The sequence below is a fragment of the Bacillus sp. PK5-006 genome, assembly GCF_054161415.1.
This window is the reverse complement of the sequence record NZ_CP096414.1, coordinates 1,570,240-1,592,635: the sequence shown is the minus strand read 5'-3', so window position 1 is coordinate 1,592,635 and position 22,396 is coordinate 1,570,240. Positions and strand designations below refer to the sequence as shown.

Here is a 22,396-nt window from a genome sequence, read left to right as displayed (position 1 = left end):
CTATGACCCCTTTGGTTTAATCAAATTCATATATTCATAGACATTACGTTCTGTCATCGTTCCCTTTATGACTTTGATTACCTTGCCTTCAGGACTGATTAAAAATGTGGTTGGCAGCGGCGTAATATCATATGCCTCTGTCACTTGGCGATCTTTGTCCATGGCAACAGGAAAATTCACGCCATAGGATTCCATAAAATTTTTCACGGCAATCTTGGATTCTGCAACATTGACTGCAACAATTTCCACACCGCGATCCTTGAACACTTCATATTGATTCGCCATATAAGGAAATTCTTGTTTACACGGTCCACACCATGTACCCCAAAAATTAAGAAAGACACCTTTGCCTTTTAAGTCCTTTAACTCAATCCGATCCCCATCGACAGATTGAAGGACAAAGTTTGGCGCAATAGATCCTTCTTTGACTCGATCCTGTTTGGCAAATACTGAGTTATACATTGTATAACATAGTGCAGCAAGCATCACGAGGAGAATGCCCGTCCGTATGAAAAACCGTCTTTTTTTCATCTGAAGTACCCCTTCCCCATAGACATTCAGGTAAATTATAGCATTCTCCTTCTTTTGATGCTTCTTCATTTTTTGAAGTTTATGTGAAAATTAAAAAGCGCTTTTCCCATGATCGGCAATTGCTCTCAGGCGTTTTACTTCATGCGGAGACAATTCTCTGCGGTCTCCTGGTCTCATACCTTCAATATGAAGGAACGAATATTGCTCCCTTTTTAGCTTTAACACATCATGTCCAATCGCTTCAAACATGCGGCGCACCTGTCTGTTTCTGCCTTCGTGAATGGTTAATTGAACAATACAAGTTTGTTTTCGTTTATCAATAGAAAGCATTTTCGCACGAGCAGGTGCTGTTTTTTTATGATCTAACATGATCCCTTTTTCTAGCTTTCTAAGCAGTTCCTTTGATGGAATGCCTTTTAGCTTCGCTGCATACGTTTTATCAATTTCATATTTCGGGTGCATGAGCTTATGGGCAAATTCCCCATCATTTGTAATCAAAATCAAACCGCTCGTATCATAATCTAACCGCCCGATTGGATAAAGGCGCTGCGGGACATCATCAAAGAAATCTGTGACGACCTTGCGTCCTTTATCATCCTCGGCAGCCGAAATGACGCCGCGCGGTTTATAAAGCATAAAGTAAATCGGTTCTTCTCTTTCAAGCTTTAATCCATTGACTTCAATTTTATCTGAAGAGCCCACCTTCACTCCGAGCTCTGTCACTGTTTGACCATTAACGGTAACTCGTCCTTCTTTAATTAATTCTTCAGCCTTTCGTCTTGAAGCGACGCCGGCATGTGCAATTACTTTCTGTAAACGTTCCATTTGTCTTTCACCTCATGTACTATCTTACTTGCTTGACTTAAAACAAACAAGCATTCGTGGAAAAATAAGCGTTTCGTCTGTCTAATTTCAGCTAAAAAGCGATTTTCCATCCATGAAATACAAAAAAGCGCCTGATTAGGCGCCGCTAAATAACAAACTGACGATAATCACAGAGGCAATGACACCAATGAGATCTGCTAGCAAACCTACTTTCAGCGCATCTCCCATTTTTTTAATCCCGACTGCTCCAAAATAGACCGTTAAAATGTAAAGGGTGGTGTCTGTTGACCCTTGCATGACAGCTGCAAGCTGGCCAATAAAAGAATCTGGGCCATACGTCGCTATTAAGTCAGATGTCATTCCAAGTGCAGCCGTTCCTGATATCGGGCGAATAAACGCAAGCGGCACGACTTCTGGCGGGAAACCAATCGCTGTAAAGACTGGTTTTAATAGTCCCATAACAAAATCAAGCGCACCTGATGCACGAAATATCGTAATGGCTACAAGCATACCGACTAAATAGGGAATGATTGAAAAGGCAATTTGAATGCCCTCTTTTCCTCCCTCCACAAATGTTTCATAGGTTGGTACCTTTTTAATGGTTCCAGCAATCAAAATTCCTGCGATGATCAGTGGAATCAAAGCAAGTGACAGCCAGTTAATAAATGCCACAAGATCACCCCCGCCTGCTTCTGCGATAGTGGAAATAACGATCGATGATAATTGCACCGATTCCTGAAATGAGTGTTGCTAAAATGGTTGGCCCTACAATGTCTGTTGGCTGATCTGCCCCATAGGTCATTCTTATTGCAATGACGGTTGTTGGCACAAGTGTGATAGAGGATGTGTTGACCGCTAGAAATGTAATCATAGAACGGCTTGCCTCATTTTTTCCGCCGTTTAATGCTTTCATCTGCTCCATCGCCTTAATCCCAAGCGGTGTAGCGGCATTCCCGAGACCAAAGAAATTCGCCATGAGATTGGATAAAATATATCCCATCGCAGGATGATTAGGCGGAATATCCGGGAATAGCTTTGAAATAAAGGGCCGGCACAATTTACTAAAGAAATTTAACAGCCCTGCCTCTTCGGCAATCTTCATGAGCCCGAGCCAAAAAACGAGGACACTAATCAAACCAATTGAAATGGTAACCGCTTCTTTTGAGCCTTTAAATACAGCCTCGTTCACTTCCTGCATCGTTCCATTAAACATCGCATAGACAAGACCGATGACAGTGAGAAATACCCAAATTAGATTGACCATGAAGATCCGCCTATAGATGTCTGAAAGACAGACTTAAACATTTCTTGAAAGCTTTTTTGAGGCATGCGGTTTCGTTTATTTTCATAAAAAATCGGTAATTGCTCGATCACCTGTCCATCTAATAAAATCGTCATTTTTCCTACAACATCTGGGATGGCTTCGGCGTTTTTTTTCCATTTCTTTTCAGGGGTGAGCATTTCCGTTTCAATTTTGACAAGTTTTTTCTCATCTTCATTTAAAAAATAGTCCACATCACGCTTGATAAACGCTTTTTTTTCGTAAAAGGTCCCTTTTAACGAAGCAAGCCTTCCTTTTTCAGCAAGCACATACGTTTTATAGTGATCAAATGCATATTCAAACATAGAAATATGATCCTTCCAGTCGTCAGGTGCATTAATGGTCACAGCGATCAGCTGAGCATCACCCTTTGCAGCGGTGGAGACAAGTGTTCGTTTTGCAAGCTTTGTATATCCTGTTTTCCCTCCAGTGGAATATTCGTATAAACCGGTGAGCAGCTTGTTTTTATTTTTCCAATAGCCTTCCATTGTCTTCGCTTTATAGAAAGTTGTACCGGCAATTTTTTGATATTGTTTATGTTTCATCGCGTATTTTGTTAGGATCGCCATGTCATAGGCTGATGAATAATGATTTTTATGATCATCGAGTCCGTGCGGATTTTGAAAATTCGTATTTTCCATTCCTAGTTCAGCCGCCTTTTGATTCATCATAAAGATAAATCCTTCTAAGCTGCCGCCAACATGCTCTGCAATGGCAACAGCTGCATCATTTCCAGAACGCAGCATGAGCCCGTATGTCAAATCTTCTAAGCTCACCTTCTGCCCTTCCTTTAAATAAATGGATGACCCCTCCGCCTGAATCGCACGTTTTGATACTTTGACGGTATCTTTCATTTTTCCTGATTCAATGGCTAATACAGCCGTCATAATTTTTGTAATACTGGCGATTCTTCTTTTTTCGTGCTCGTCCTTTCCAAATAGGACTCTGCCTGACTGTCCATCTATTAAAATGGCGCTTCTTGCACTCACTGATAATGAAATGTCTGCTTTGGCATGTGAGGAAAAAGGCAGTAAGAGTGTAAATAGAAGAAGGACTGCTGTTCCAATTTTTAAATAGGGCATGTTCATTCACGTCCTTGTCCGTTTTGTACAAGTGTATGCTCAGCTGAAAAAGTTATGATGCCTCGTCCATAAAAAAAAGCGCCTCTACGTATAGAGGCGCTTCTTCAAGTTGCTTATACCATTTTCACTTGCTGATGAGAAGTCGTATATTCCAGCTCTTCTCTCATCGCTAAAAAGTCTTTTTCTAATGAAGAAAATAATCGTTTCATATCAGCGGATACTTCATGGTGAAAAACAATGCTGCTTTTTCCTGTATAGGCCGAACGGCTGTCTTCATACCATGTATCCTTTTTAGGCGTGAAAAATTCTTCAATACATTGATGATAAATACGGTGGAGCATCTGCTGTGCGGCTTGCTGCGGGAATGTCTGCTGCTGGCCCATTTTCCTGCAAACTGCTGCTGCATCCTCGCTGTACACTGCAAGCTTCCTTAATGTACTCAATATGTCACAATAATAGGCTTCCGCTTCGGGGTTTAATCGTTTCAAGCTTGATAAGGTGGTTTCGTTCAGAAAACCATTCATTTCAATTGCAACCTTTGATAAAAAGACGCCTGCTTGATCAACTTGAGCCTTTACATTCATATGTGCCATTTGTTTCGTGTTTACCTTCCCCTCATGGCTTTGTCACCATTTTATCTGTCATCAAAAGATTTTAGACCTAAAATCTTTTTTATATTTTATCATACATTTTTCATTCTTTTGAACTATTTTATGTCTTCAAATGTTTGATTGAAGTTTTCAAAAAATAGATCGGCCTCTTCTTGTACTCCATCTGCTTCTACATTCTCTGGAAGCGGCGGTAATTCATCTAAAGCTTTTAAGCCAAATTGCTCTAAAAAGGTAGGGGTTGTCCCATAAAGAATCGCTCGTCCCGGACCATCGGCACGTCCTACTTCACAGAGCAGTGCTTTGGCTACTAAGCTATGAAGTACCCGCTCTGATTTGACTCCTCTGATCTCCTCTACCTCACTGCGTGTAATCGGCTGTTTATAAGAAACAATGGCAAGCACCTCCAGCGCTGCCTGCGACAAACCCTTGGATGGTGTCTCGACTAATTTTTTTAAATACATGCTGTATTCTTTTTTCGTCAGCAGCATATATGAATCTGCATATTCAATGAGCTCAATCCCTCGTTCTTGTTTTTGATATTCTTCCTTTACGGAAGACATAATGTCGAGTAATACCGACTCATCTACTTCAAGAACAGACATGAGCTGTTTTCTTGTTAAGCCTTCGTCACCTGCTGCATACAGCAGCGCTTCTAAGATGGCTTTCCAATTCACGATATCAAGCGTCATGAATCGTTTCACTCCCTATGATATAAATGTCTTCAAAGTTCCCTTCCTGCTCTAGCATGATTTGATGACTTTTCATCAATTCGAGAACAGCAAGAAACGTCACGACAAGGTGTTCCTTTTGATCATGTTGAAATAGAGTCATGAAATTGGTCCGCTTTTTTGTTTTTCTTAAATGGTTCATAATCTCATTCATTTTGTCTTCAATCGGGATTTCTTGTCTTGTAATCTTTGATGGTGCTGGTTTCGTTATTTTCTTTCGATTTAATACCTTTTGGAACGCACCTAACATATCATACACCGTTACGTGTAAATTTGTGTCCTTCGCTTCTGATTCTTTTGCAAATTCGCTTAAATCACTCGGTGGTTTTGTAAAGGCATTTTGCCTTTCTTCTTCGCGTTCCTTTAGTTCTTGCGCTGCATTTTTATACTTGCGGTATTCAATCAATTTGCCAATCAGCTCTTCGCGAGGGTCTTCTTCCTCTTCGAGCAGGTCTTCATCAAACAGCTCTTCCTCTTGTTTCGGAAGAAGCATTCTGCTTTTAATACTCAGGAGGGTTGCAGCCATGACCAAATATTCACTCGCAACATCGAGCTCAAGCTCCCTCATCGTGTGGACATATAATAAATACTGCTCCGTAATTTTAGCGACGGGAATATCATAAATATCAATTTCCAACCGGTTAATTAAATGTAAAAGCAAGTCCAAAGGACCCTCAAACGAATCTATTTTCACCTGATATTCCAGCATCTTTTTCTCACCATTTCTACTGTCTTCTAAGTACCGTTTCACCGGCTAACCTTTAGTATAAGACAGGATAAAGCTCTCGTCCAATATAATTTCGGCCATGATGCCTTAGGCAAATCGAGAAAAACAGTGGATCCGCCCATACCAATAAGGGCATTTATACATAGAATACCATTGTAATCAGAACTGATGAAAAAGGAGGCCGTATCATTATGGGAGATGGCTATAACTTCGGCGGAGGATTCGCGCTTATTGTCGTGCTTTTCATCTTGCTGATCATCGTTGGCGCGGCTTGGGTTTATTAAAGAAACAGAGCGTCCTTTTCACTAAAGGGACGCTCTTTCTTCTTTTCTTTTCGATATGTTAGACTGAGAGTGGAAAAGGAGATGACCGCTGTGTATCCTGAAGCGTACGTGGCTTTTTTACACGAATTTCATACGACAAGAGATTATTTTGAGTGTCATGAAATTTTAGAGGAATATTGGAAAGAAGATCCCCCTGAGCAGCGCAAAGAATATTGGGTCGGGCTCATTCAGCTCGCGGTTGCTTTGTATCATCAAAGGCGGGGAAATGGAAAAGGAGCAAAACGGCTCATTTCTAACAGTCTTCATTTGTTAGAAGCAAACCGTTTAGTATTATCGAATCTTGGTCTGGATGATGAGGCATTTCTGATGCTTCTGAGAACGCTGAAAAAGAAAATGGATGAAGATATGCCCTATGAAAGTGTGATGCTGCCAATCAAAGATGAAGCACTTCTTTCTTTATGCCAAGAAATGGCCCAAAAAGAAGGACTGCTCTTTGGACAGGAAAGCAACTTATCCCATACATTTTTAATCGAAAAACATAGACTCCGTGACCGGACAGAAGTTTTGCTGGAACGAAAAAAGCAGATTGAACGTAAAAAAAGCAGAGGACTGTAGCCTCTGCTTTTACATGTGTGATATTTAATTTGATTCGCTGTGACACTTATGAAAGAAGCCTTGCGTTAATTCATTTGGAATGAGTGTTTTGGTTTTAAATATTTCTTCCACGGCTAAAACCATTTCCTTGCCGATTCCTTGATCACGATGGGATGGATTCACACTAATATGCTCAATTTGTACTTGGTCGTCTGTTTTCAACACACCAATAGCACCTACAATATCCTCGCCATCTTTCCATAGGAACAGCTGCCGATCTTCATCCATTTCATATGACTTCATCGTCTGCTGAAGCTGTTTGACGTCTTTCTCACCCGGCATAAAGGACAGAAGTCCCATGGCAATTTTTTCAAAAGACCTCTTGTAACGAATTAACATATATACCCCTCAATATTCAAATTATCCTAATTTCCAGCAAATGTCTTATGATTCATTTGCTCATCACACATTATAAACATTTTTATACCGTTTTTAAACTCTTTTTCACTAAATTAAGAGAACGTTCGATTGAGATTCGCCATTTCAATAGCAGCTGCAGCCGATTCGCTGCCTTTATTTCCTGCTTTTGTACCAGCTCTTTCAATGGCTTGTTCAATAGATTCTGTTGTGAGTACACCAAAGATAATCGGTACCCCTGTTGACATAGCACTCTGAGCAATTCCTTTAGCAGCTTCATTACAAACGTAATCATAGTGAGTCGTTGCGCCTCTGATCACGGTTCCAAGTGTGATGACTGCATCATATTTTTTGGTTTCTGCTAATTTTTTTGCCATGTACGGGATTTCAAAAGCGCCTGGTACCCACACCACATCGATATCATCACCATTTGCTCCGTGTCTGAGTAATGTATCTTCTGCTCCATCTAACAGTTTACTTGTAATAAAATCATTGAATCTCGCTACAACGATTGCAAATTTTAGTCCTTCTGCTACTACATGGCCTTGTATTGTATTCATATGTTGATCATCCTTTTTTGTGATTTTTATTTTGTTTCAATAGCGGCTGTTCGATTGTTGTTTAAATATGTCTGTAATGCTTCGATTGTCAGCATCTTTAAATCATGCTGTTTTTGGATCTCCTTTAGTTCAGGGACGCGCGCCATTGATCCATCTGCATTCATAATTTCACATATGACACCCGCTGGCTCTGAGCCTGCCAGTTTAGCAAGATCAACCGCCGCCTCTGTATGACCCGGTCTTTCTAGTACGCCGCCCTCTTTTGCAATAAGCGGAAAAACATGTCCTGGACGGGCAAACTCTTCTGGTTTTGCGTCTTTATTTAACATGGCCAGCATGGTCGTGGAGCGCTCAAAAGCACTAATACCAGTCGTCGTTGTCACATGGTCGATGCTTACTGTAAATGCTGTATGGTGTGCATCCGTATTATGTTCAACCATTGGATGCAGATTCAGGTGTTTGGCGATCGACGCATGGACTGGCGTACAAATGAGGCCTCTTCCATGTAATGCCATGAAGTTAATCACCTCAGGTGTGGCATGCTCAGCAAGTGCCACAAAGTCTCCTTCATTTTCTCTGTCTTCATCATCCACTACGATAATGATTTCTCCTTGTTTAAGGGCATTTACTGCCTCATCAACGGAATGATACATACAATCGCCTCCTAGAATCCGTGCTCTTTTAGAAATGATGGGGTCAATCGAGATGGCTGTTTTTCGCTCTGCTCTTTTGTTAAAAAGCGATAAATGTATTTACCGATCATGTCACACTCTATATTCACGATATCCCCCATAGATTTAGTCGGGAAAATAGTTCCTTCAAGCGTGTGAGGAATAATAGAGACTGTGACATGTGAATCTCGCAAATCGAAAATGGTCAAGCTGACACCATCTATTGCGATCGAACCCTTTTGGGTGAGCATATCTGTGAGGGTCTTGTTCATCTTTAAATCATAGTAAATGGCATTACTCTTCTTTTCTATCCGGGTAATGACAGCCGTTCCATCAACATGGCCTGAGACAAAGTGGCCGCCAAATCGTCCATTTGAGGACATGGCTCGCTCTAAATTCACTGGACTGCCTTTTGTCAGCTGATCCAGCGATGTCGCTTTGACCGTCTCTGGCATCACATCTGCCGCGAACTGTTCTTTTGTGAAGCTAGTGACTGTGAGACATACTCCATTAATGGCGATACTGTCTCCGAGGTGAACATCTTCCAGCACACGGCTGCATGTAATGACAATTTCCATGGCATCTGCTGACTTTTTACTTAATGACTGAACGGTGCCAACTTCTTCAATTATCCCCGTAAACATGTGATCCTCCCTTTCGTTTCATTTGTATTTCTCACTTTTAAAAAAAGCGATGTTAGGGACATGTGATCGATTGAGCACCTTCGTCGCTTTTTATGGTCCATACAAGGTAGATGAGGGATCACCAAATAAACACTGCATGCAGTCTATTAACGACAAAATCATACAGAAAGCCCCGGAAAAAATTCCGGGGCTGTGGTTTTTTTGCATCAGAAATAAGACTATGATCAACAAATATTTTTCGTTCATAGCTTTCTTTATCCTTCTCCCATCCAGACTTTCACTGTCGGCTTCAGCTTTTCACTGAATCAACCGTTAATAAATTAACGGGTCACGGGCTGTAAAGCATTTGCTTTATTACCGTCGGTCGGGATTTTCACCCTGCCCCGAAGGATACAATCGATATTTAGCTGTCCTTAGGGGCTATTATAGCGATCCTTGTTGTCAAATGCAACAATCAAGATTTCTTCACAAAAAAAAAGCCTCCTTATAGGAAAGGAGACATGTTAATTAACGACTTTTACTACTTTTATCAGTCCATCTATTCTTTTTTCATTACTAAAGTAGGCTTTAATACGATCGCCTTTTTTCAGATCAGCCACATCATCTTCAAATTTCTTACCATTAAAAATGATTTTTGTGCCATTCTTCGCTTGACCGTAATATTCATCTCCATCAATTTTCGTAATGGTATATTCATAGATGGTATAATCTTTATCATTATTTGTTAAGCTTTCGCCAATAGCTGTTGGCACATCTTCAATTTTCATGCCATTCATGTATAAATAACCTGCGCCTAAACAAAGCAGTAAAACAAATAAGATCACAATTTTTAATTTAATTTTCCCCATATTTAGAACCTCCATCATCTGCACTTCGCCTATTTGTATGTTTTATTCCTTCTTTTATTGAAATAAAACCAAAAAAGCTGATTTTCATTAATGGTTACTTATATAACGATTCAGATGGCCCTTTGGTTCCACCTCTTAATCATTACATATGATACGAATATGCGTTCTTTATTAAGGGGGTCTTTTTCCTGTTTATTAGTTCGTAACACACCATACAGCAAGCTTTTCATTATATTCTTTTTTCGAGTGCAAATAAGTCTTCCTCTAACAATTGTGACCGCTGAACAGCGATGCTGCGGCTGTCGCGAACCCCTTGATTATAGTAGTAGCTTCCAAGGTTTTTTGTGATAAATTCTAGTATATTAATGGCTGCTAATTCACCAATCTCTTCTTCTCGTTCTTCAGCAAAATAACGCTGAATGGCCATCGTCATTTGATTTTTCTCTTCTTTTGTGAGTGGTTTCAAAGTATCCCCTTCTTTCTTTCAGATTTCTTCATTTGCATCTGATATGCTGGCACCCCGCAAATACGAATGTTTGTTCTCCTATCATATCATAAAAATACATTCTGTGCATGACTGCCCTATAAGAAAAAGCGTATTTTGATGTAATGGATCAAATACGCTTTCACTATGCTGATGATTTTTTCATGGAAGCTGTCATAGCGTGTTGTCCATTTTATTTTAAAATGGATAGGATCGTCGCTACAGAATGATCTACAAATGAACGCTCTGGACGTGACTTCATGAGGACGGTAAGCCCGATGAAAGAAACGACCAGTGTCTGTGCTAAGGCTTTAGCATTCAAGCTGCTTTCAAGCTCACCCGAGCGAATACCTTGCACAATCTTTTCTTCAAATATGACCGAAAGATACATCTGATGCTCTCTTGTCAGAATTTCAAATTTCTCTTCGTGTGGAGCAAGTTCCACTATCGTATTAATGCAAAAACAGCCTTTACTCGGGCCATCTCTATATTCCTCTTCCACTACATCTGTAAATAAAGTATGAAATGCTTTCTTTACAGATTGATTGTTTTGAAGTTTTGTTCGAATATGGGCTGCATGCTGCTTTGTATATTTACGTAATGCAGCCTCAAATAACTCCTCTTTATCTCCAAAGGCTGAGTATAAGCTTGGCCGCTGTATTCCCATTTTTGCAGTCAAATCGCTTAACGTTGTAGCTCTATACCCCTTTTCCCAAAAAAGCACCATTGCATCATCCAACGCTTTTTTCTCATCAAACTCACGCTGTCGAACCATCCTCAATTCCTCTTTTCAACAATAAAATCATTTCACCAAAACAATTATTCATTTATTTGTAAGGATATCATTTTTTATTACCAATCAGTACATTATAATTTTATTTTATTCATGTAAAATTGTCAAACTGTCTTTCTTTAATCAAGATCAACTTAGAATAACTGGATGAAACTCTTGACTTTAAAATATTTTATTGGTTATCATTAACAGGAATCGTTTTATACCGATCGATATATTATACTCTTTAGTATAAAAAGGAGAGGATGCAATGAATGGTTAAAGATGAAATGACTCCAAGAGATCATCCTGATATGAATTTTCGGTTAAAACCTGAATCAAAGATGAGTCACTATATGGCACTACTTTTTGCAGCAGCGTGCGGGATGGCTGTTGCAAACATATACTTCGCACAACCGTTACTAGATTCACTGGCAGACGAGTTCGGTATCACGTATTCATCCATTGGTATTGTCATTACGATTACTCAGCTTTGTTATGCGGCGGGGCTGCTACTGATAGTACCGCTTGGTGATCTGTTGAATCGACGACGGCTCATTATCGGTCAGATGCTTTTATCTGTGCTTGCCCTCATTCTAGTCGGCATCGCTCCTATCGTCACCGTCCTATTTCTAGGATTAGCAGTGGTCGGACTGCTCGCTGTAGTCACTCAGGTACTCGTTGCGTTTGCAGCAAGTTGGGCTGCTCCAGAAGAACGCGGCCGTATAGTCGGCTTGGTGCAAAGTGGAATCGTAACCGGCATTCTTCTCGCTCGAACCTTTGCTGGTGTATTAACCGATTTTGCTGGCTGGAGGTCTGTTTATCTTGTTTCTGCCGTCATCATGCTTATCCTAACTGGCGTATTGTTCCGAGTGCTCCCGCGTGATGACAGCAAAAGAGAGTCATTATCCTATGTTCATCTGCTTCGTTCAATGTTTATATTGTTCATACAAGAACGAATCCTGCGCATCCGTGGGATTTTGGCTCTTTTGATTTTTATCGTCTTTGGTACGTTATGGACTTCACTCGTACTGCCTCTCAGTACTGCGCCATACCCTCTTTCACATACTGCAATTGGCGCATTTGGTCTTGCTGGAGCAGCCGGAGCGTTAGGGGCTGCTCGGGCTGGCAGCCTTGCTGATCGAGGTTTTGGACAGATCACAACTGGTATAGCCCTTGTCCTATTATTCATTTCATGGTTTTTCATCAGTTTGACTGAACATTCACTTATTGCATTAGTCATTGGCATTATCATTCTTGACCTATCTGTGCAGGCAGTTCATGTGACCAATCAGAGTATGATTTTTACAGTACGGGCTGAGGCAAGAAGCCGGCTTACTGCGGCTTACATGATTTTTTACTCCATCGGCAGTGCGACCGGTTCAATTGTTTCAACCAGTATATACGCGACCTACGGCTGGAGCGGAGTATGTCTCTTTGGTGCCTCTATCAGCGCTTTAGCCATTTTGTATTGGTTCATCACCTACCGCCTAACGAAACATATCACAGTCGTCTCACAAACAAAATAAAAAAACACCGCGATTAAGCGGTGTTTTAGATTAAGCATCTACAACTTCAACTTTTTCCATGCCTTGCCCTTGCTCCATATCAAGTACAGCCTCGATACCAGATGTTACCTTGCCAAAAACAGTGTGAACACCGTTTAAGTGCGGCTGCGGGTCATGTACGATAAAGAATTGGCTGCCGCCTGTGTCTTTACCAGCATGTGCCATTGATAATGAACCTCTTTCGTGCTGATGTGGATTTCCTTCTGTTTCACATTTAATTGTGTAACCAGGACCACCCGTTCCATTACCGTTTGGGTCGCCGCCTTGGCTGACGAAGCCTGGGATCACGCGGTGGAATTTTAATCCATCGTAGAAGCCTTCATTCGCTAATTTTTCAAAGTTTGCTACTGTACCTGGAGCAGCCTCTGGGTAAAGTTCAAACTCAATTTTCTTTCCATTCGTTAATTGTATGTATCCTTTTTTCGCCATTTTTCACATTCTCCTTTCAAGTTAAACAACGCTCATTATAGCACATTTCCGGTGATGTTAAACATCCCCTGCTCTTCGATTGTCATTTACCTCTTAACTGATGATTGATAAAATAGGGTTGCTTGATCCTTTTTTCCTAATAAAATGATATCTGACTAAATGACATGTTTTCATTTATTGGAACAGGAACACATCTTAAAAAGAAAATTGAAACGTCGAGCCAATTTGTTACGTCTATATGATGGAGTGCACTTCATCACGTGTACTCAAAAGATAAGTTTCTCTTGAAAGAGGAACGCTTTCGACTTGAAGGAGGTCAACATGTTTAAAAAAATGATGCTTGGTATGATGGCAGCGCTCCTTTTCCTTATTGGTGCGCCAAAAGTCAGCTTAGCGGATGCAGCTGTCGGCGATGTCATCGTCACACTCGGGCAAGACTTAACACCGGCTGATCGCCAGAAGGTGCTTGACGAGTTGAATCCACCTGAAAATGCGACAAAAATTGAAGTAACCAATAAAGAAGAGCACGAATATTTAGGAAAGTATATCCCTCGTTCTTCTATCGGGACGAGAGCATTATCATCTTCATCGATTACCATTGAAAAATCAGGTACTGGTCTCACTGTGGATACACACAACATCAAGACCATTACAGATGAGATGTATTTAAATGCTTTAATGACAGCAGGTGTCAAAGATGCCAAGGTTGTCGTGACTGCTCCATTTGAAGTATCTGGTACAGCCGCACTGACAGGCTTACTAAAAGCTTATGAGGTGTCAAGCGACAAAGCCATTCCAGAAGATGTGAAGCAGGTGGCAAACGAAGAGCTTGTGACAACTTCTAAATTGGGTGACTCTATCGGGAAAGATAACGCTTCTGCCCTTATTGCAAAAATCAAAGATGACATTGCAAAAAATGGTGTCCCTAAAACCACAAAAGAAGTAGAAGAAAAAGTGGATCAGGCTGCGTCTGATTTGAATTTAAATCTGACGCAGGATCAAAAAGATCAGCTTGTCTCGCTATTTGATAAAATGAAAAACATCAATATCGATTGGAATCAAGTAGGATCTCAAATTGATAAAGCAAAAGACAAGATTACTAAATTCATAGAATCGGATGAAGGGAAAAACCTTCTTCAAAAGATTTGGGATTTCTTTGTCTCCATTTGGAATGCGATCGTTTCTGTATTCACTGGAGGAAAATAATTCATGAAAAAAAGCTGCCTGAACTCCAGGCGGCTTTTTTTAAGTAGATGATTTCACTTTTGATTGATACGGTAAATCAAGTTTCACAATGTCCTCATATGTTTCACGCTCAACCACAAGCTGCGCTTCCCCGTCTTCTACAAACACAACAGCTGGGCGCGGGATACGGTTATAGTTGTTTGACATACTATAGCCGTAAGCTCCGGTACAAAAGACAGCTAATAAATCTCCTTGTGATAATTCTGGCAGATCGATATCCCAAATGAGCATATCTCCGCTTTCACAGCATTTCCCGGCAATTGAAACCGTTTGATCATGCGTTTGGCTCATTTTGTTGGCACTTGCGGCTTCATATTTCGCTTGATATAAAGCTGGACGAATGTTATCACTCATTCCGCCATCTATCGCTACATAATCACGGATGCCAGGTACATGTTTTGATGATCCGACCGTATAAAGAGTCGTCCCTGCATCTCCAACAAGAGAACGGCCTGGTTCTATCCAAATCTCTGGCATATCGAACTGGTAGCGGGCCACGTTCTCTTTCACAGCTTGGATAATTTTTTCGACATATTCTGTCGCAGGAAGTGGTTCATCCTCTTCTGTATAACGAATCCCAAAGCCGCCGCCTAAGTTTAATACCGTAGAAATAAAACCAAATGATTCTCTCCATTCATCCAGCTTCAAAAAGATTTTATCGGCTGCAAGGACAAAACCAGCCGTATCAAAAATTTGTGAACCGATATGACAATGAACACCTAAAAGCTCGATCACTTCTGAACCAAGCACTTGTTTCACCGCTTCATCTGCTTGTCCATTGTGAAGATCAAAGCCAAATTTTGAATCCTCTTGACCTGTCGTAATGTAATCATGCGTATGCGCTTCGACACCAGGCGTGATGCGGAGCAATACTTTCACTTTTTTTGACAGCTCTTGACCAAGCTGTTCAATGAGCTTCATTTCATAGAAATTATCCACAACAATACAGCCGATCCCATGCTCTAAAGCCATTTTTAATTCTTCTCTGCTTTTATTATTGCCATGGAAATGAATTTTTTCTACTGGGAATCCAGCGCAAATGGCTGTGTGAAGCTCACCGCCTGATACGACATCAAGAGATAATCCTTCTTCTTTGGCAAGCTGAAACATGGCGATGGAGGAAAATGCTTTACTCGCATATGCAACCTGTGCCGTTAATTCTTCTTCTATAAATGCTTTTTGAAAGTTTTTTGCGCGCTCCCGTATTAAAGCCACATCATATACATAAAGTGGTGTCCCATACGTTTCAGCTAAAGAAACAGCATCAACACCACCAATTTCTAAATGACCGAGTTCATTTTGTCTGCAAGTGCCGTGTAAATACAATGTCATTCCCTCTTTCTCCGCTTCGGCTGAAAAAAGGCAGCTGCGTGAGCTGCCTTTTGCCGTGTCTCAAAGTTAAAAATACAATATCACAATCTTCAGCCACTTTCAATGAGCGTTAAGAATTTGGCGGAATTTTTGATCTGTTTTGAGGGTGAACGATGCTCGGCCTTACTTTTGAGCCAGGAACAGACGTCCGAATCAGCACTTGCCACAAAGCCTTTCCATTGAAAGGAATGAACGGCCACATATAAGGCGTCTGCAATGAACGAATGGATGTTAAATAAATGATTAACAACGTAAAACCAATGATGAGTCCATTCAGCTTAAAGATCGCCACTAGTGCTAGGATGATGAGCCTTACAATCTTATTGGCGACACTCAGCTCATAGCTTGGCGTTGTAAAGGTACCGATCGCCGCCAGCGAGACGTATAAGATGACCTCTGGTGTAAATAAACCGACATCAATAGCGATTTGTCCAATTAAAACAGCCGCGATCAACCCCATGGCAGTCGACAATGCGGTTGGCGTATGAATAGCTGCCATCCTTAAAAACTCCACCCCGAAATCAGCAAGAAATACTTGGAGAATGACAGGGATATGAGAAGGTTTGTTAAACCCAATATAGCTTAAATTGTCAGGCAGGAGATTTGGTTCGAGAATAAAAAGAAACCAAATCGGCAAAAGAAAGGTAGAACATAAAATGCCTAAAAAGCGTACCCATCTTAGGAACGTACCAACGGCAGGCGCCTGGCGGTATTCTTCTGCATGCTGAACGTGGTGAAAAATAGTGGTTGGTGTAATGATGACACTAGGGGATGTATCTGTAATGATGATGACATGCCCTTCTAATATGTGGTTAGCGGCGACATCCGGACGCTCGGTGTAACGCACTAGCGGAAAGGGATTATATCCTTGCTTAATTATAAATTCTTCAATCGTTTTATCAGACATCGTCAGCCCATCGACTTTGATTCCTGATACTTCTTTTTCTATAATATCTACTAAGTCAGGGTCTGCAATATCTTCAATATAGCAAACACAAACATCCGCTTTTGAACGTTCGCCTACTTTGAGCATTTTGTATCTCAGCTTTTCATCCCGCACTCTTCTTCGAATAAGCGCTGTATTCACAATAATGTTCTCAACAAAGCCGTCCCTTGCTCCCCGGACCACCTTTTCTGTATCCGGCTCTTCAGGCATTCTGCCAGGATAGCTTCTAACATCAATGATAAAGGCGTAGTTTTCACCTTCTACAACGACTGCTACAAGCCCAGACAGTACTTGATCCACTGCTTCATCCAGCGTTTCCACCTTGGAGACCTGCTGATTGACAAGGCGGTTCTCGACTACATGTGCAAGATCATCGGTTTCAGGTTCGTTGTCATTGATTTCGATTAGCTCTTTTAATAAGTAGATAATATACTGTGTATCACACAATCCGTTTACATAGTAAAGCTGGATTTCCTGATCGTGTATATAAATTTTCCGAACACCAAGGTCAAAGCTGAGACCCATTCCGACATTTTCCTTGAAGTAATCTTCATTTTTCTTCGGGTCTCGGTACACGTTTACCTTGTCTTTCTTCATGGAAACCACTCCTTTCTAATATTAATTCCACTGCTTTCATCGTGATTGGAGATCCCTTGCTCAGATCATCTTTCCGTCCCATCTTGCCAATATCTCCAATACCGACAACTAACGGAAGATTGAGGGAGTCAAGACAATACACTGTATCACCGCTCATTTTATGGGGCTCCATTTCGGGAAGACCGTGTTTGTCGACACCGTATTCTGTCAGTTCACCTTCCCGGTCAATGGAGACATGAACCTTTGTCCATTCGGCTTGGTGCGTCTTGGATGCAACTGCGATCGCTCCAATGACTTCGATTTCAGGGTGGCGCGCCACATGTTTCATCGCTGTCTCGCCTGTTCCTTCACCTGTCAGTCCAGAATCATCGAACATCACAAAGACTGGATCATACGGCGTTTTTAAAATCATCTGAACAAGTTCAGGTCCTGTCCGTTTGCTTGGATTTCCTTTTGAGCTGGAAATACATCGTCCGCCAACGTTTTTAGCGGCAAGCTCAATGGTTTTGGCAGCATATATATCTCCGTCTGTCACTAAAATGACTTTCCGTCTTTGCCCCATATTCGGTTATCCTTTCGGTTTAAAGATAAGTGCGATAATAAATGAAAATAAAATCGCAGCTGATATTCCAGCAGAGGTTAATTCAAAGATACCGATACCGATGCCGATGAATCCGTGCACATCTGCCTGATGCATGGCCCCATGAAGCAAGCTATGACCAAAGCTGACAATTGGTACGGTTGCGCCCGCGCCTGCAAATTCAATAAATTTATCATAAATACCGAATCCGTCTAAAATGGTACCTGCCACAACAAAAGTAGTCATGACATGTGCAGGCGTGAGTTTGAGTACATCTAGCAAAAGCTGGCCAATGACACAAATAAGTCCGCCTGCCACAAAAGCGATAAGATAATCCATTAGCTCTCTCCTCCTGCACGCTCAAATACGACACCGTGCGCAATGGTTGGAATGGTCTCTTTTTGCTGAACCATCATTGGGCTGAGTAACGCCCCGGTTGCCACAACGAGTACTCTTTGCAGATTCCCTGCTTTCATTTCTTGAAAAATATGACTAAATGTCACAACCGCTGAACAAGCACAGCCGCTGCCTCCAGCGAATACGTTTTGGTCGGGTGTATAGATGATTAAACCGCAATCATCGTGTTTTCGCCCAAGCTGAATGCCTTCTTCTTTCAAGAGATCCTTTAAGATCGGTGAACCAATGCCTGATAAATCTCCAGTTAAAATCAAATCGTAATCATCTACTGTTCTGCCTAAGTCTTCTAAATGCTGCTTGATGGTGTCTGCCGCTGCTGGTGCCATGGCCGATCCCATATCAAATGGATCTGTAATGCCAAGATCCATGACCCTGCCTACCGTTGCGCTCGTAATTTGAATTTGAGAGGGTTCTTGGCTGATAATAACGGCTCCGCCACCAGTTACGGTACTTGTTGCTGTATCTGGCTTTTGTCCCCCGTATTCTGTCGGATTACGAAATTGGCGTTCTGCAGTCGCATTGTGACTGCTTGTTGCTGCGATGGCTCTATTTGCAAAGCCGCCATCAATGAGTGCTGACGCAATGGCGACCGATTCCATTGAAGTCGAGCATGCCCCAAACAAGCAGAGAAACGGGATCTTCAGCTCTCTTGCCACATAGTTTGCTGTGACGTTCTGGTTGAGTAAATCTCCAGCCAGCAAAAGATCAATATCGCTTTTTTGCAAATTTGCTTTTGATAAAGCGGTTGATATCGCATCATCCATGAGCTTCCTTTCAGCCATTTCCCAGTTCTTTTGATCACAGTGCATTTCATCGTACGTTTTATCAATTAAATGACCAATCGGGCCTTCTTTTTCTTTCGGTCCTGCAGCAGTTCCTTCTGCATTGACATAAAGCTTGTGCTCAAATACCCAAGATTGTTTACCTGTTAGTTTCACCTTTCATTCCTCCTACGAAAACATCTTTTCCAAGACGTATCGAATGATCCCTACGACATATGCCGAAACGACACCAAATACAATAACGTTCCCAGCGAGTTTAAACATATTTGTGGCAACACCTAAAACAAGCCCTTCACTTTTATGCTCAAGGGCAGCACTTGTCATACTGTTAGCAAAGCCTGTCACTGGTACAGCTGATCCGGCTCCAGCAAACTGGCCGATTCTATCGTAAATACCGATACCCGTTAATAGAGAAGAAATTAAAATGAGGGTCGCCACTGTCGGGTTCCCTGCTGTCTTTTCGTTAAAATCAAAAAAGTGGATATAGAAATGTTGCAGCCCCTCCCCTATCAGACAGATTAAACCGCCAACTAAAAACGCCTTAATGCAGTTGAGGACATAAGGAGGTTTGGGCTGATACGTTTTCACCTTAGATGGATAGTTCTCTTTTAAACTCGACACGTGTTGTTCCCTCCAATTGATTAAATATAAATAAGCCAATGAAATAGTGAACCAAATACCTTTCCTAAGACGATGGCCATGAGCAGCAAAACAATTTTCCCGTCCATTCCAATTCTTTTCGTTAATATAGGAAGTACATTTAATACTTCAGTGAGTGCAGCTGCAAGCATGCCGACGAAGATGCCTGATAAAAGACCGACCGGCATCGCCAGCCATTTGGTTAAATGAAGATGTATTTGACTTAAGGTGGCCCAGCCGCCAACAACCGCCCCGCTAATAACAGCCGCCTCGTACCCTTGTATGAAGCGCTGCGTTTTGGTTAATTGCATTAAGCGGGGAATGATGCCAAGCACTGTAAGAAAAGCCACAAATCCTGCTCCGACCGTTAAACCGCCGCCAAGTCCAACGAGTACGACAAAAAGCCACTTACCGATCATGGATATCCTTCAATGTTTCTTTATTTTCATTGAGTGCGACATAATGATCGAGATCGAGCTGATATTTAAACATTTCCACTTCGAGCGGACTTGGTTCTTCATTTAAACGCTTTTTAAATACATGATTGAAAAACAAAATCATGCCAAAACCGAGTCCAAAGCTATATGGAATTTGTAATAAATACGGATGCTCAACCGTTTTCCCTGTGATCATTTCATATAGGCGGATATGAACGAGACGCATACTGACATCCTCGTGGAAATTCATAATGGCAAGCGCCGCTCCAACAAATAATAGGAGCCATACAAACACAAATAAAACGGGAGAAAGCTGGCGTTTGCCTGTATCAATTTCAACAATGGCCTCAGAGCCGCCAACGGTTTGAATGTCGATATCTGGCCACGTTTTTTTGATCGTTTTGACGACATGCATGATATCAAGAACGGCGATGTGACGATCCTTTTTGCTGACATGATACACCGGCATTTTACTAAGCTTTTGCACAGCAAACTCATCACCAGTGATTTGGGCGATATCCTCTAAATAAATGAGCTGATCAATACCGGTCTTGATTCGATGGCGCAGCCGAATAAAGATTTGTCCGTCCATCCAAGTCACTTCCTATACGATGGGTTAAAAATAGTATGTGGTGAAAAATGGTTCTCATACTGATAGAACTTGATTTACCGGTAATTACCACACAAAAAAAGCCAGCCGAATTGGCTAGCTGTCTTTTTGATCCATTTGCATTTGGATTTGTTTTAAAATTTTCTTTTCAAGCCGTGAGACTTGTACTTGTGAAATGCCAAGTCTCTCTGCAACCTCAGATTGTGTCTGGTCTTTATAATACCTTAAATACACAATAAGTTTTTCCCGTTCTTCTAATTCCTTGATCGCTTCTTTCAGTGCGATTTTGTCAAACCATCTTTCCTCAGAATGATCGGCAATTTGATCAAGCAATGTAATCGGATCCCCATCATTTTCATACACCGTTTCATGAATGGATGATGGCGAGCGCACTGCTTCTTGGGCGAGAACAACATCCTCTGGTGTGATATCAAGGTATTCGGCAATTTCCTGAACGGTCGGCATTCTTCCATGAGACTTAGACAATTCATCCCTTGCCCGCCGAATTTTATTTCCGAGTTCCTTTAATGAACGGCTGACTTTGACCGTTCCATCATCCCGAATGAATCGCTGAATTTCTCCAATGATCATAGGGACGGCGTACGTTGAAAACTTTACATCATATGACAAATCAAATTTATCAACAGATTTCAGCAGTCCAATACAGCCAATCTGAAATAGATCATCTGGTTCATATCCCCTATTTAAAAAGCGCTGAACAACGGACCAAACAAGACGCATGTTTTTTTCTACGAGGAGGTCTCTTGCTTGCTGATCACCGTCTTGGCTTTTTTTGATGAGCTCTTTGACTTCATCATTTGACAGCTGGGCTTTTTTAGCTTGCTTTTTTACCTCCACATCCATATGAGCAGCTCCTTTAATTACAAAGCGCTTTGCTTTTTGATAGATGCTTTGTTAAACGGATGGTCGTGCCCATTTCTGGAGATGAGTCCACCATGACATCATCCATAAAATTCTCCATGATGGTAAAGCCCATGCCAGAGCGCTCTAAGTCTGGTTTTGTGGTGAAAAGCGGCTGTCTTGCTTCCTCAAGATCGGTAATACCCATACCTTCATCACGGATGGTGAGGTAAACGACATGATCATCTAATGTGACATGGATATGCACCTTGCCATCTGGATTCCCATCATAGCCATGGATGATGGAGTTTGTCACTGCCTCAGATACGACGGTCTTGATTTCTGTTAATTCATCTAAAGTCGGATCAAGCTGAGCGATAAATGCCGCGACTGTCACCCTCGCAAACGATTCATTTTGGCTTAATGCCGAAAAAGTCAGGTTCATTTCATTTCTCATGATGCCACCCCCAATGTTTGCAAAGCCGTTTGTTCTGAAGGCTCCATCCGAATGATTTTAAACAAGCCAGACATATCAAATAACCGGTTCACCGCTGGCGAGATGGCACAGACGACCATTTCCCCGCCAAGCTGCTTAATTTCCTTATATCTTCCTAAAATCACTCCGAGTCCAGAGCTGTCCATAAACGATAAATCAGCTAGATTCAGCACAATGTGGCGAATGTCCTCTGTTTCCAAATAATTCGTCACCTTTTGTCTCAATGTTTCTGCGGAGTGATGATCGAGCTCTCCTGTTAACCGAATGCAAAGTACGCTCTCTTTTACTTGAAAATCAATACCAAGGCTCATTTTTTATT

The 22,396-nt window shown here is 41.5% G+C and carries 31 protein-coding genes and 1 riboswitch; of the genes, 4 read left to right on the top strand and 27 right to left on the bottom strand.

Annotation, left to right across the window (positions count from 1 at the left end; translation table 11 throughout):
• The 8 genes from resA to M1D84_RS08285 all read right to left on the bottom strand — a co-directional run bounded on the left by resA (position 1) and on the right by M1D84_RS08285 (position 5,807).
• Complete coding sequence (gene resA, locus M1D84_RS08320; protein WP_024422841.1) at positions 1-531, bottom strand: thiol-disulfide oxidoreductase ResA; 531 nt, start codon at positions 529-531, stop codon at positions 1-3.
• A 90-nt stretch (positions 532-621) separates the two neighbouring features.
• On the bottom strand, positions 622-1,356 hold the full coding sequence (gene rluB, locus M1D84_RS08315) for a 23S rRNA pseudouridine(2605) synthase RluB (RefSeq protein ID WP_458106436.1): 735 nt from the start codon (positions 1,354-1,356) through the stop codon (positions 622-624).
• A gap of 135 nt (positions 1,357-1,491) precedes the next feature.
• The gene (locus M1D84_RS08310) at positions 1,492-2,028 is read right to left on the bottom strand and encodes a spore maturation protein (RefSeq protein WP_024422843.1); all 537 of its coding nucleotides are present in this window, start codon (positions 2,026-2,028) and stop codon (positions 1,492-1,494) included.
• A gap of 4 nt (positions 2,029-2,032) precedes the next feature.
• Positions 2,033-2,620: a nucleoside recognition domain-containing protein gene (locus M1D84_RS08305; protein ID WP_024422844.1), complete on the bottom strand. Its 588-nt coding sequence runs from the start codon at positions 2,618-2,620 to the stop codon at positions 2,033-2,035.
• Positions 2,608-3,759, bottom strand: coding sequence for a D-alanyl-D-alanine carboxypeptidase family protein (locus tag M1D84_RS08300; protein WP_024428069.1), 1,152 nt, complete (start codon positions 3,757-3,759; stop codon positions 2,608-2,610). The genes M1D84_RS08305 and M1D84_RS08300 overlap by 13 nt, the downstream gene beginning before the upstream one ends.
• A gap of 113 nt (positions 3,760-3,872) precedes the next feature.
• Complete coding sequence (locus M1D84_RS08295) at positions 3,873-4,352, bottom strand: YpuI family protein (RefSeq protein WP_206533717.1); 480 nt, start codon at positions 4,350-4,352, stop codon at positions 3,873-3,875.
• A gap of 113 nt (positions 4,353-4,465) precedes the next feature.
• Complete coding sequence (gene scpB, locus M1D84_RS08290; RefSeq protein ID WP_024422847.1) at positions 4,466-5,059, bottom strand: SMC-Scp complex subunit ScpB; 594 nt, start codon at positions 5,057-5,059, stop codon at positions 4,466-4,468.
• Positions 5,049-5,807, bottom strand: a complete 759-nt coding sequence (locus tag M1D84_RS08285; protein WP_024422848.1) for a segregation/condensation protein A — start codon at positions 5,805-5,807, stop codon at positions 5,049-5,051. Before M1D84_RS08285 ends, scpB begins: the two co-directional genes overlap by 11 nt.
• 209 nt (positions 5,808-6,016) lie before the next feature.
• On the opposite strand from M1D84_RS08285, the gene M1D84_RS08280 reads away from it, so the two are divergent.
• Both M1D84_RS08280 and M1D84_RS08275 read left to right on the top strand, forming a co-directional pair.
• On the top strand, positions 6,017-6,109 hold the full coding sequence (locus M1D84_RS08280; RefSeq protein ID WP_012010430.1) for a YjcZ family sporulation protein: 93 nt from the start codon (positions 6,017-6,019) through the stop codon (positions 6,107-6,109).
• 90 nt (positions 6,110-6,199) lie between these two features.
• Positions 6,200-6,724, top strand: coding sequence for a DUF309 domain-containing protein (locus tag M1D84_RS08275; RefSeq protein ID WP_332284181.1), 525 nt, complete (start codon positions 6,200-6,202; stop codon positions 6,722-6,724).
• 24 nt (positions 6,725-6,748) lie between these two features.
• On the opposite strand, the gene M1D84_RS08270 is transcribed toward M1D84_RS08275, so the two are convergent.
• The 7 genes from M1D84_RS08270 to M1D84_RS08240 form a co-directional block, all read right to left on the bottom strand.
• Entirely contained in the window at positions 6,749-7,102 is a 354-nt protein-coding gene (locus tag M1D84_RS08270) for a GNAT family N-acetyltransferase (protein WP_024422850.1), read from the bottom strand.
• Between the two features lie 113 nt (positions 7,103-7,215).
• Complete coding sequence (gene ribH, locus M1D84_RS08265; protein ID WP_029706184.1) at positions 7,216-7,680, bottom strand: 6,7-dimethyl-8-ribityllumazine synthase; 465 nt, start codon at positions 7,678-7,680, stop codon at positions 7,216-7,218.
• 26 nt (positions 7,681-7,706) lie between these two features.
• The gene (gene ribB, locus M1D84_RS08260; protein WP_080652974.1) at positions 7,707-8,333 is read right to left on the bottom strand and encodes a 3,4-dihydroxy-2-butanone-4-phosphate synthase; all 627 of its coding nucleotides are present in this window, start codon (positions 8,331-8,333) and stop codon (positions 7,707-7,709) included.
• Between the two features lie 11 nt (positions 8,334-8,344).
• Complete coding sequence (gene ribE, locus M1D84_RS08255) at positions 8,345-8,995, bottom strand: riboflavin synthase (protein WP_024422851.1); 651 nt, start codon at positions 8,993-8,995, stop codon at positions 8,345-8,347.
• A 253-nt stretch (positions 8,996-9,248) separates the two neighbouring features.
• Positions 9,249-9,390, bottom strand: a riboswitch (FMN riboswitch).
• A gap of 108 nt (positions 9,391-9,498) precedes the next feature.
• Positions 9,499-9,843 carry a hypothetical protein gene (locus M1D84_RS08250; RefSeq protein ID WP_024422852.1) on the bottom strand — a complete coding sequence of 115 codons (345 nt, stop codon included), beginning with the start codon at positions 9,841-9,843 and terminating at the stop codon, positions 9,499-9,501.
• Positions 9,844-10,072: 229 nt separating this feature from the next.
• Complete coding sequence (locus M1D84_RS08245) at positions 10,073-10,309, bottom strand: DUF2164 domain-containing protein (protein WP_024422853.1); 237 nt, start codon at positions 10,307-10,309, stop codon at positions 10,073-10,075.
• A 211-nt stretch (positions 10,310-10,520) separates the two neighbouring features.
• Positions 10,521-11,102: a TetR/AcrR family transcriptional regulator gene (locus M1D84_RS08240; RefSeq protein WP_024422854.1), complete on the bottom strand. Its 582-nt coding sequence runs from the start codon at positions 11,100-11,102 to the stop codon at positions 10,521-10,523.
• Between the two features lie 311 nt (positions 11,103-11,413).
• On the opposite strand from M1D84_RS08240, the gene M1D84_RS08235 reads away from it, so the two are divergent.
• Positions 11,414-12,628, top strand: a complete 1,215-nt coding sequence (locus tag M1D84_RS08235; RefSeq protein WP_414629323.1) for an MFS transporter — start codon at positions 11,414-11,416, stop codon at positions 12,626-12,628.
• 30 nt (positions 12,629-12,658) lie between these two features.
• On the opposite strand, the gene M1D84_RS08230 is transcribed toward M1D84_RS08235, so the two are convergent.
• The gene (locus tag M1D84_RS08230) at positions 12,659-13,096 is read right to left on the bottom strand and encodes a peptidylprolyl isomerase (protein WP_008359679.1); all 438 of its coding nucleotides are present in this window, start codon (positions 13,094-13,096) and stop codon (positions 12,659-12,661) included.
• 321 nt (positions 13,097-13,417) lie between these two features.
• On the opposite strand from M1D84_RS08230, the gene M1D84_RS08225 reads away from it, so the two are divergent.
• Positions 13,418-14,302, top strand: a complete 885-nt coding sequence (locus M1D84_RS08225) for a DUF1002 domain-containing protein (protein WP_024422856.1) — start codon at positions 13,418-13,420, stop codon at positions 14,300-14,302.
• Positions 14,303-14,341: 39 nt separating this feature from the next.
• Here M1D84_RS08225 and lysA read toward each other — a convergent pair whose 3' ends face one another.
• The 11 genes from lysA to spoIIAA all read right to left on the bottom strand — a co-directional run bounded on the left by lysA (position 14,342) and on the right by spoIIAA (position 22,388).
• Entirely contained in the window at positions 14,342-15,667 is a 1,326-nt protein-coding gene (gene lysA, locus M1D84_RS08220; protein WP_458106466.1) for a diaminopimelate decarboxylase, read from the bottom strand.
• Between the two features lie 115 nt (positions 15,668-15,782).
• Positions 15,783-17,255: a spore germination protein gene (locus M1D84_RS08215; protein ID WP_044332806.1), complete on the bottom strand. Its 1,473-nt coding sequence runs from the start codon at positions 17,253-17,255 to the stop codon at positions 15,783-15,785.
• Positions 17,209-17,817 carry a stage V sporulation protein AE gene (locus M1D84_RS08210; RefSeq protein ID WP_024422859.1) on the bottom strand — a complete coding sequence of 203 codons (609 nt, stop codon included), beginning with the start codon at positions 17,815-17,817 and terminating at the stop codon, positions 17,209-17,211. Before M1D84_RS08210 ends, M1D84_RS08215 begins: the two co-directional genes overlap by 47 nt.
• Before the next feature lie 6 nt (positions 17,818-17,823).
• Positions 17,824-18,174: a stage V sporulation protein AE gene (spoVAE, locus tag M1D84_RS08205; protein WP_007501045.1), complete on the bottom strand. Its 351-nt coding sequence runs from the start codon at positions 18,172-18,174 to the stop codon at positions 17,824-17,826.
• A complete protein-coding gene (spoVAD, locus tag M1D84_RS08200) occupies positions 18,174-19,190 on the bottom strand; it encodes a stage V sporulation protein AD (RefSeq protein ID WP_024428061.1) in 1,017 nt (338 codons plus the stop codon). Before spoVAD ends, spoVAE begins: the two co-directional genes overlap by 1 nt.
• Positions 19,191-19,202: 12 nt before the next feature.
• Complete coding sequence (spoVAC, locus tag M1D84_RS08195) at positions 19,203-19,655, bottom strand: stage V sporulation protein AC (RefSeq protein ID WP_024422861.1); 453 nt, start codon at positions 19,653-19,655, stop codon at positions 19,203-19,205.
• A gap of 20 nt (positions 19,656-19,675) precedes the next feature.
• Positions 19,676-20,092, bottom strand: a complete 417-nt coding sequence (locus M1D84_RS08190) for a stage V sporulation protein AB (protein WP_024422862.1) — start codon at positions 20,090-20,092, stop codon at positions 19,676-19,678.
• A complete protein-coding gene (locus tag M1D84_RS08185) occupies positions 20,082-20,702 on the bottom strand; it encodes a stage V sporulation protein AA (protein WP_024422863.1) in 621 nt (206 codons plus the stop codon). Before M1D84_RS08185 ends, M1D84_RS08190 begins: the two co-directional genes overlap by 11 nt.
• A 114-nt stretch (positions 20,703-20,816) precedes the next feature.
• Positions 20,817-21,584: an RNA polymerase sporulation sigma factor SigF gene (gene sigF / locus M1D84_RS08180; RefSeq protein WP_024422864.1), complete on the bottom strand. Its 768-nt coding sequence runs from the start codon at positions 21,582-21,584 to the stop codon at positions 20,817-20,819.
• Positions 21,585-21,597: 13 nt separating this feature from the next.
• The gene (spoIIAB, locus tag M1D84_RS08175; protein WP_024422865.1) at positions 21,598-22,038 is read right to left on the bottom strand and encodes an anti-sigma F factor; all 441 of its coding nucleotides are present in this window, start codon (positions 22,036-22,038) and stop codon (positions 21,598-21,600) included.
• Entirely contained in the window at positions 22,035-22,388 is a 354-nt protein-coding gene (gene spoIIAA, locus M1D84_RS08170) for an anti-sigma F factor antagonist (protein ID WP_024422866.1), read from the bottom strand. Before spoIIAA ends, spoIIAB begins: the two co-directional genes overlap by 4 nt.
• Positions 22,389-22,396 lie beyond the last annotated feature (8 nt).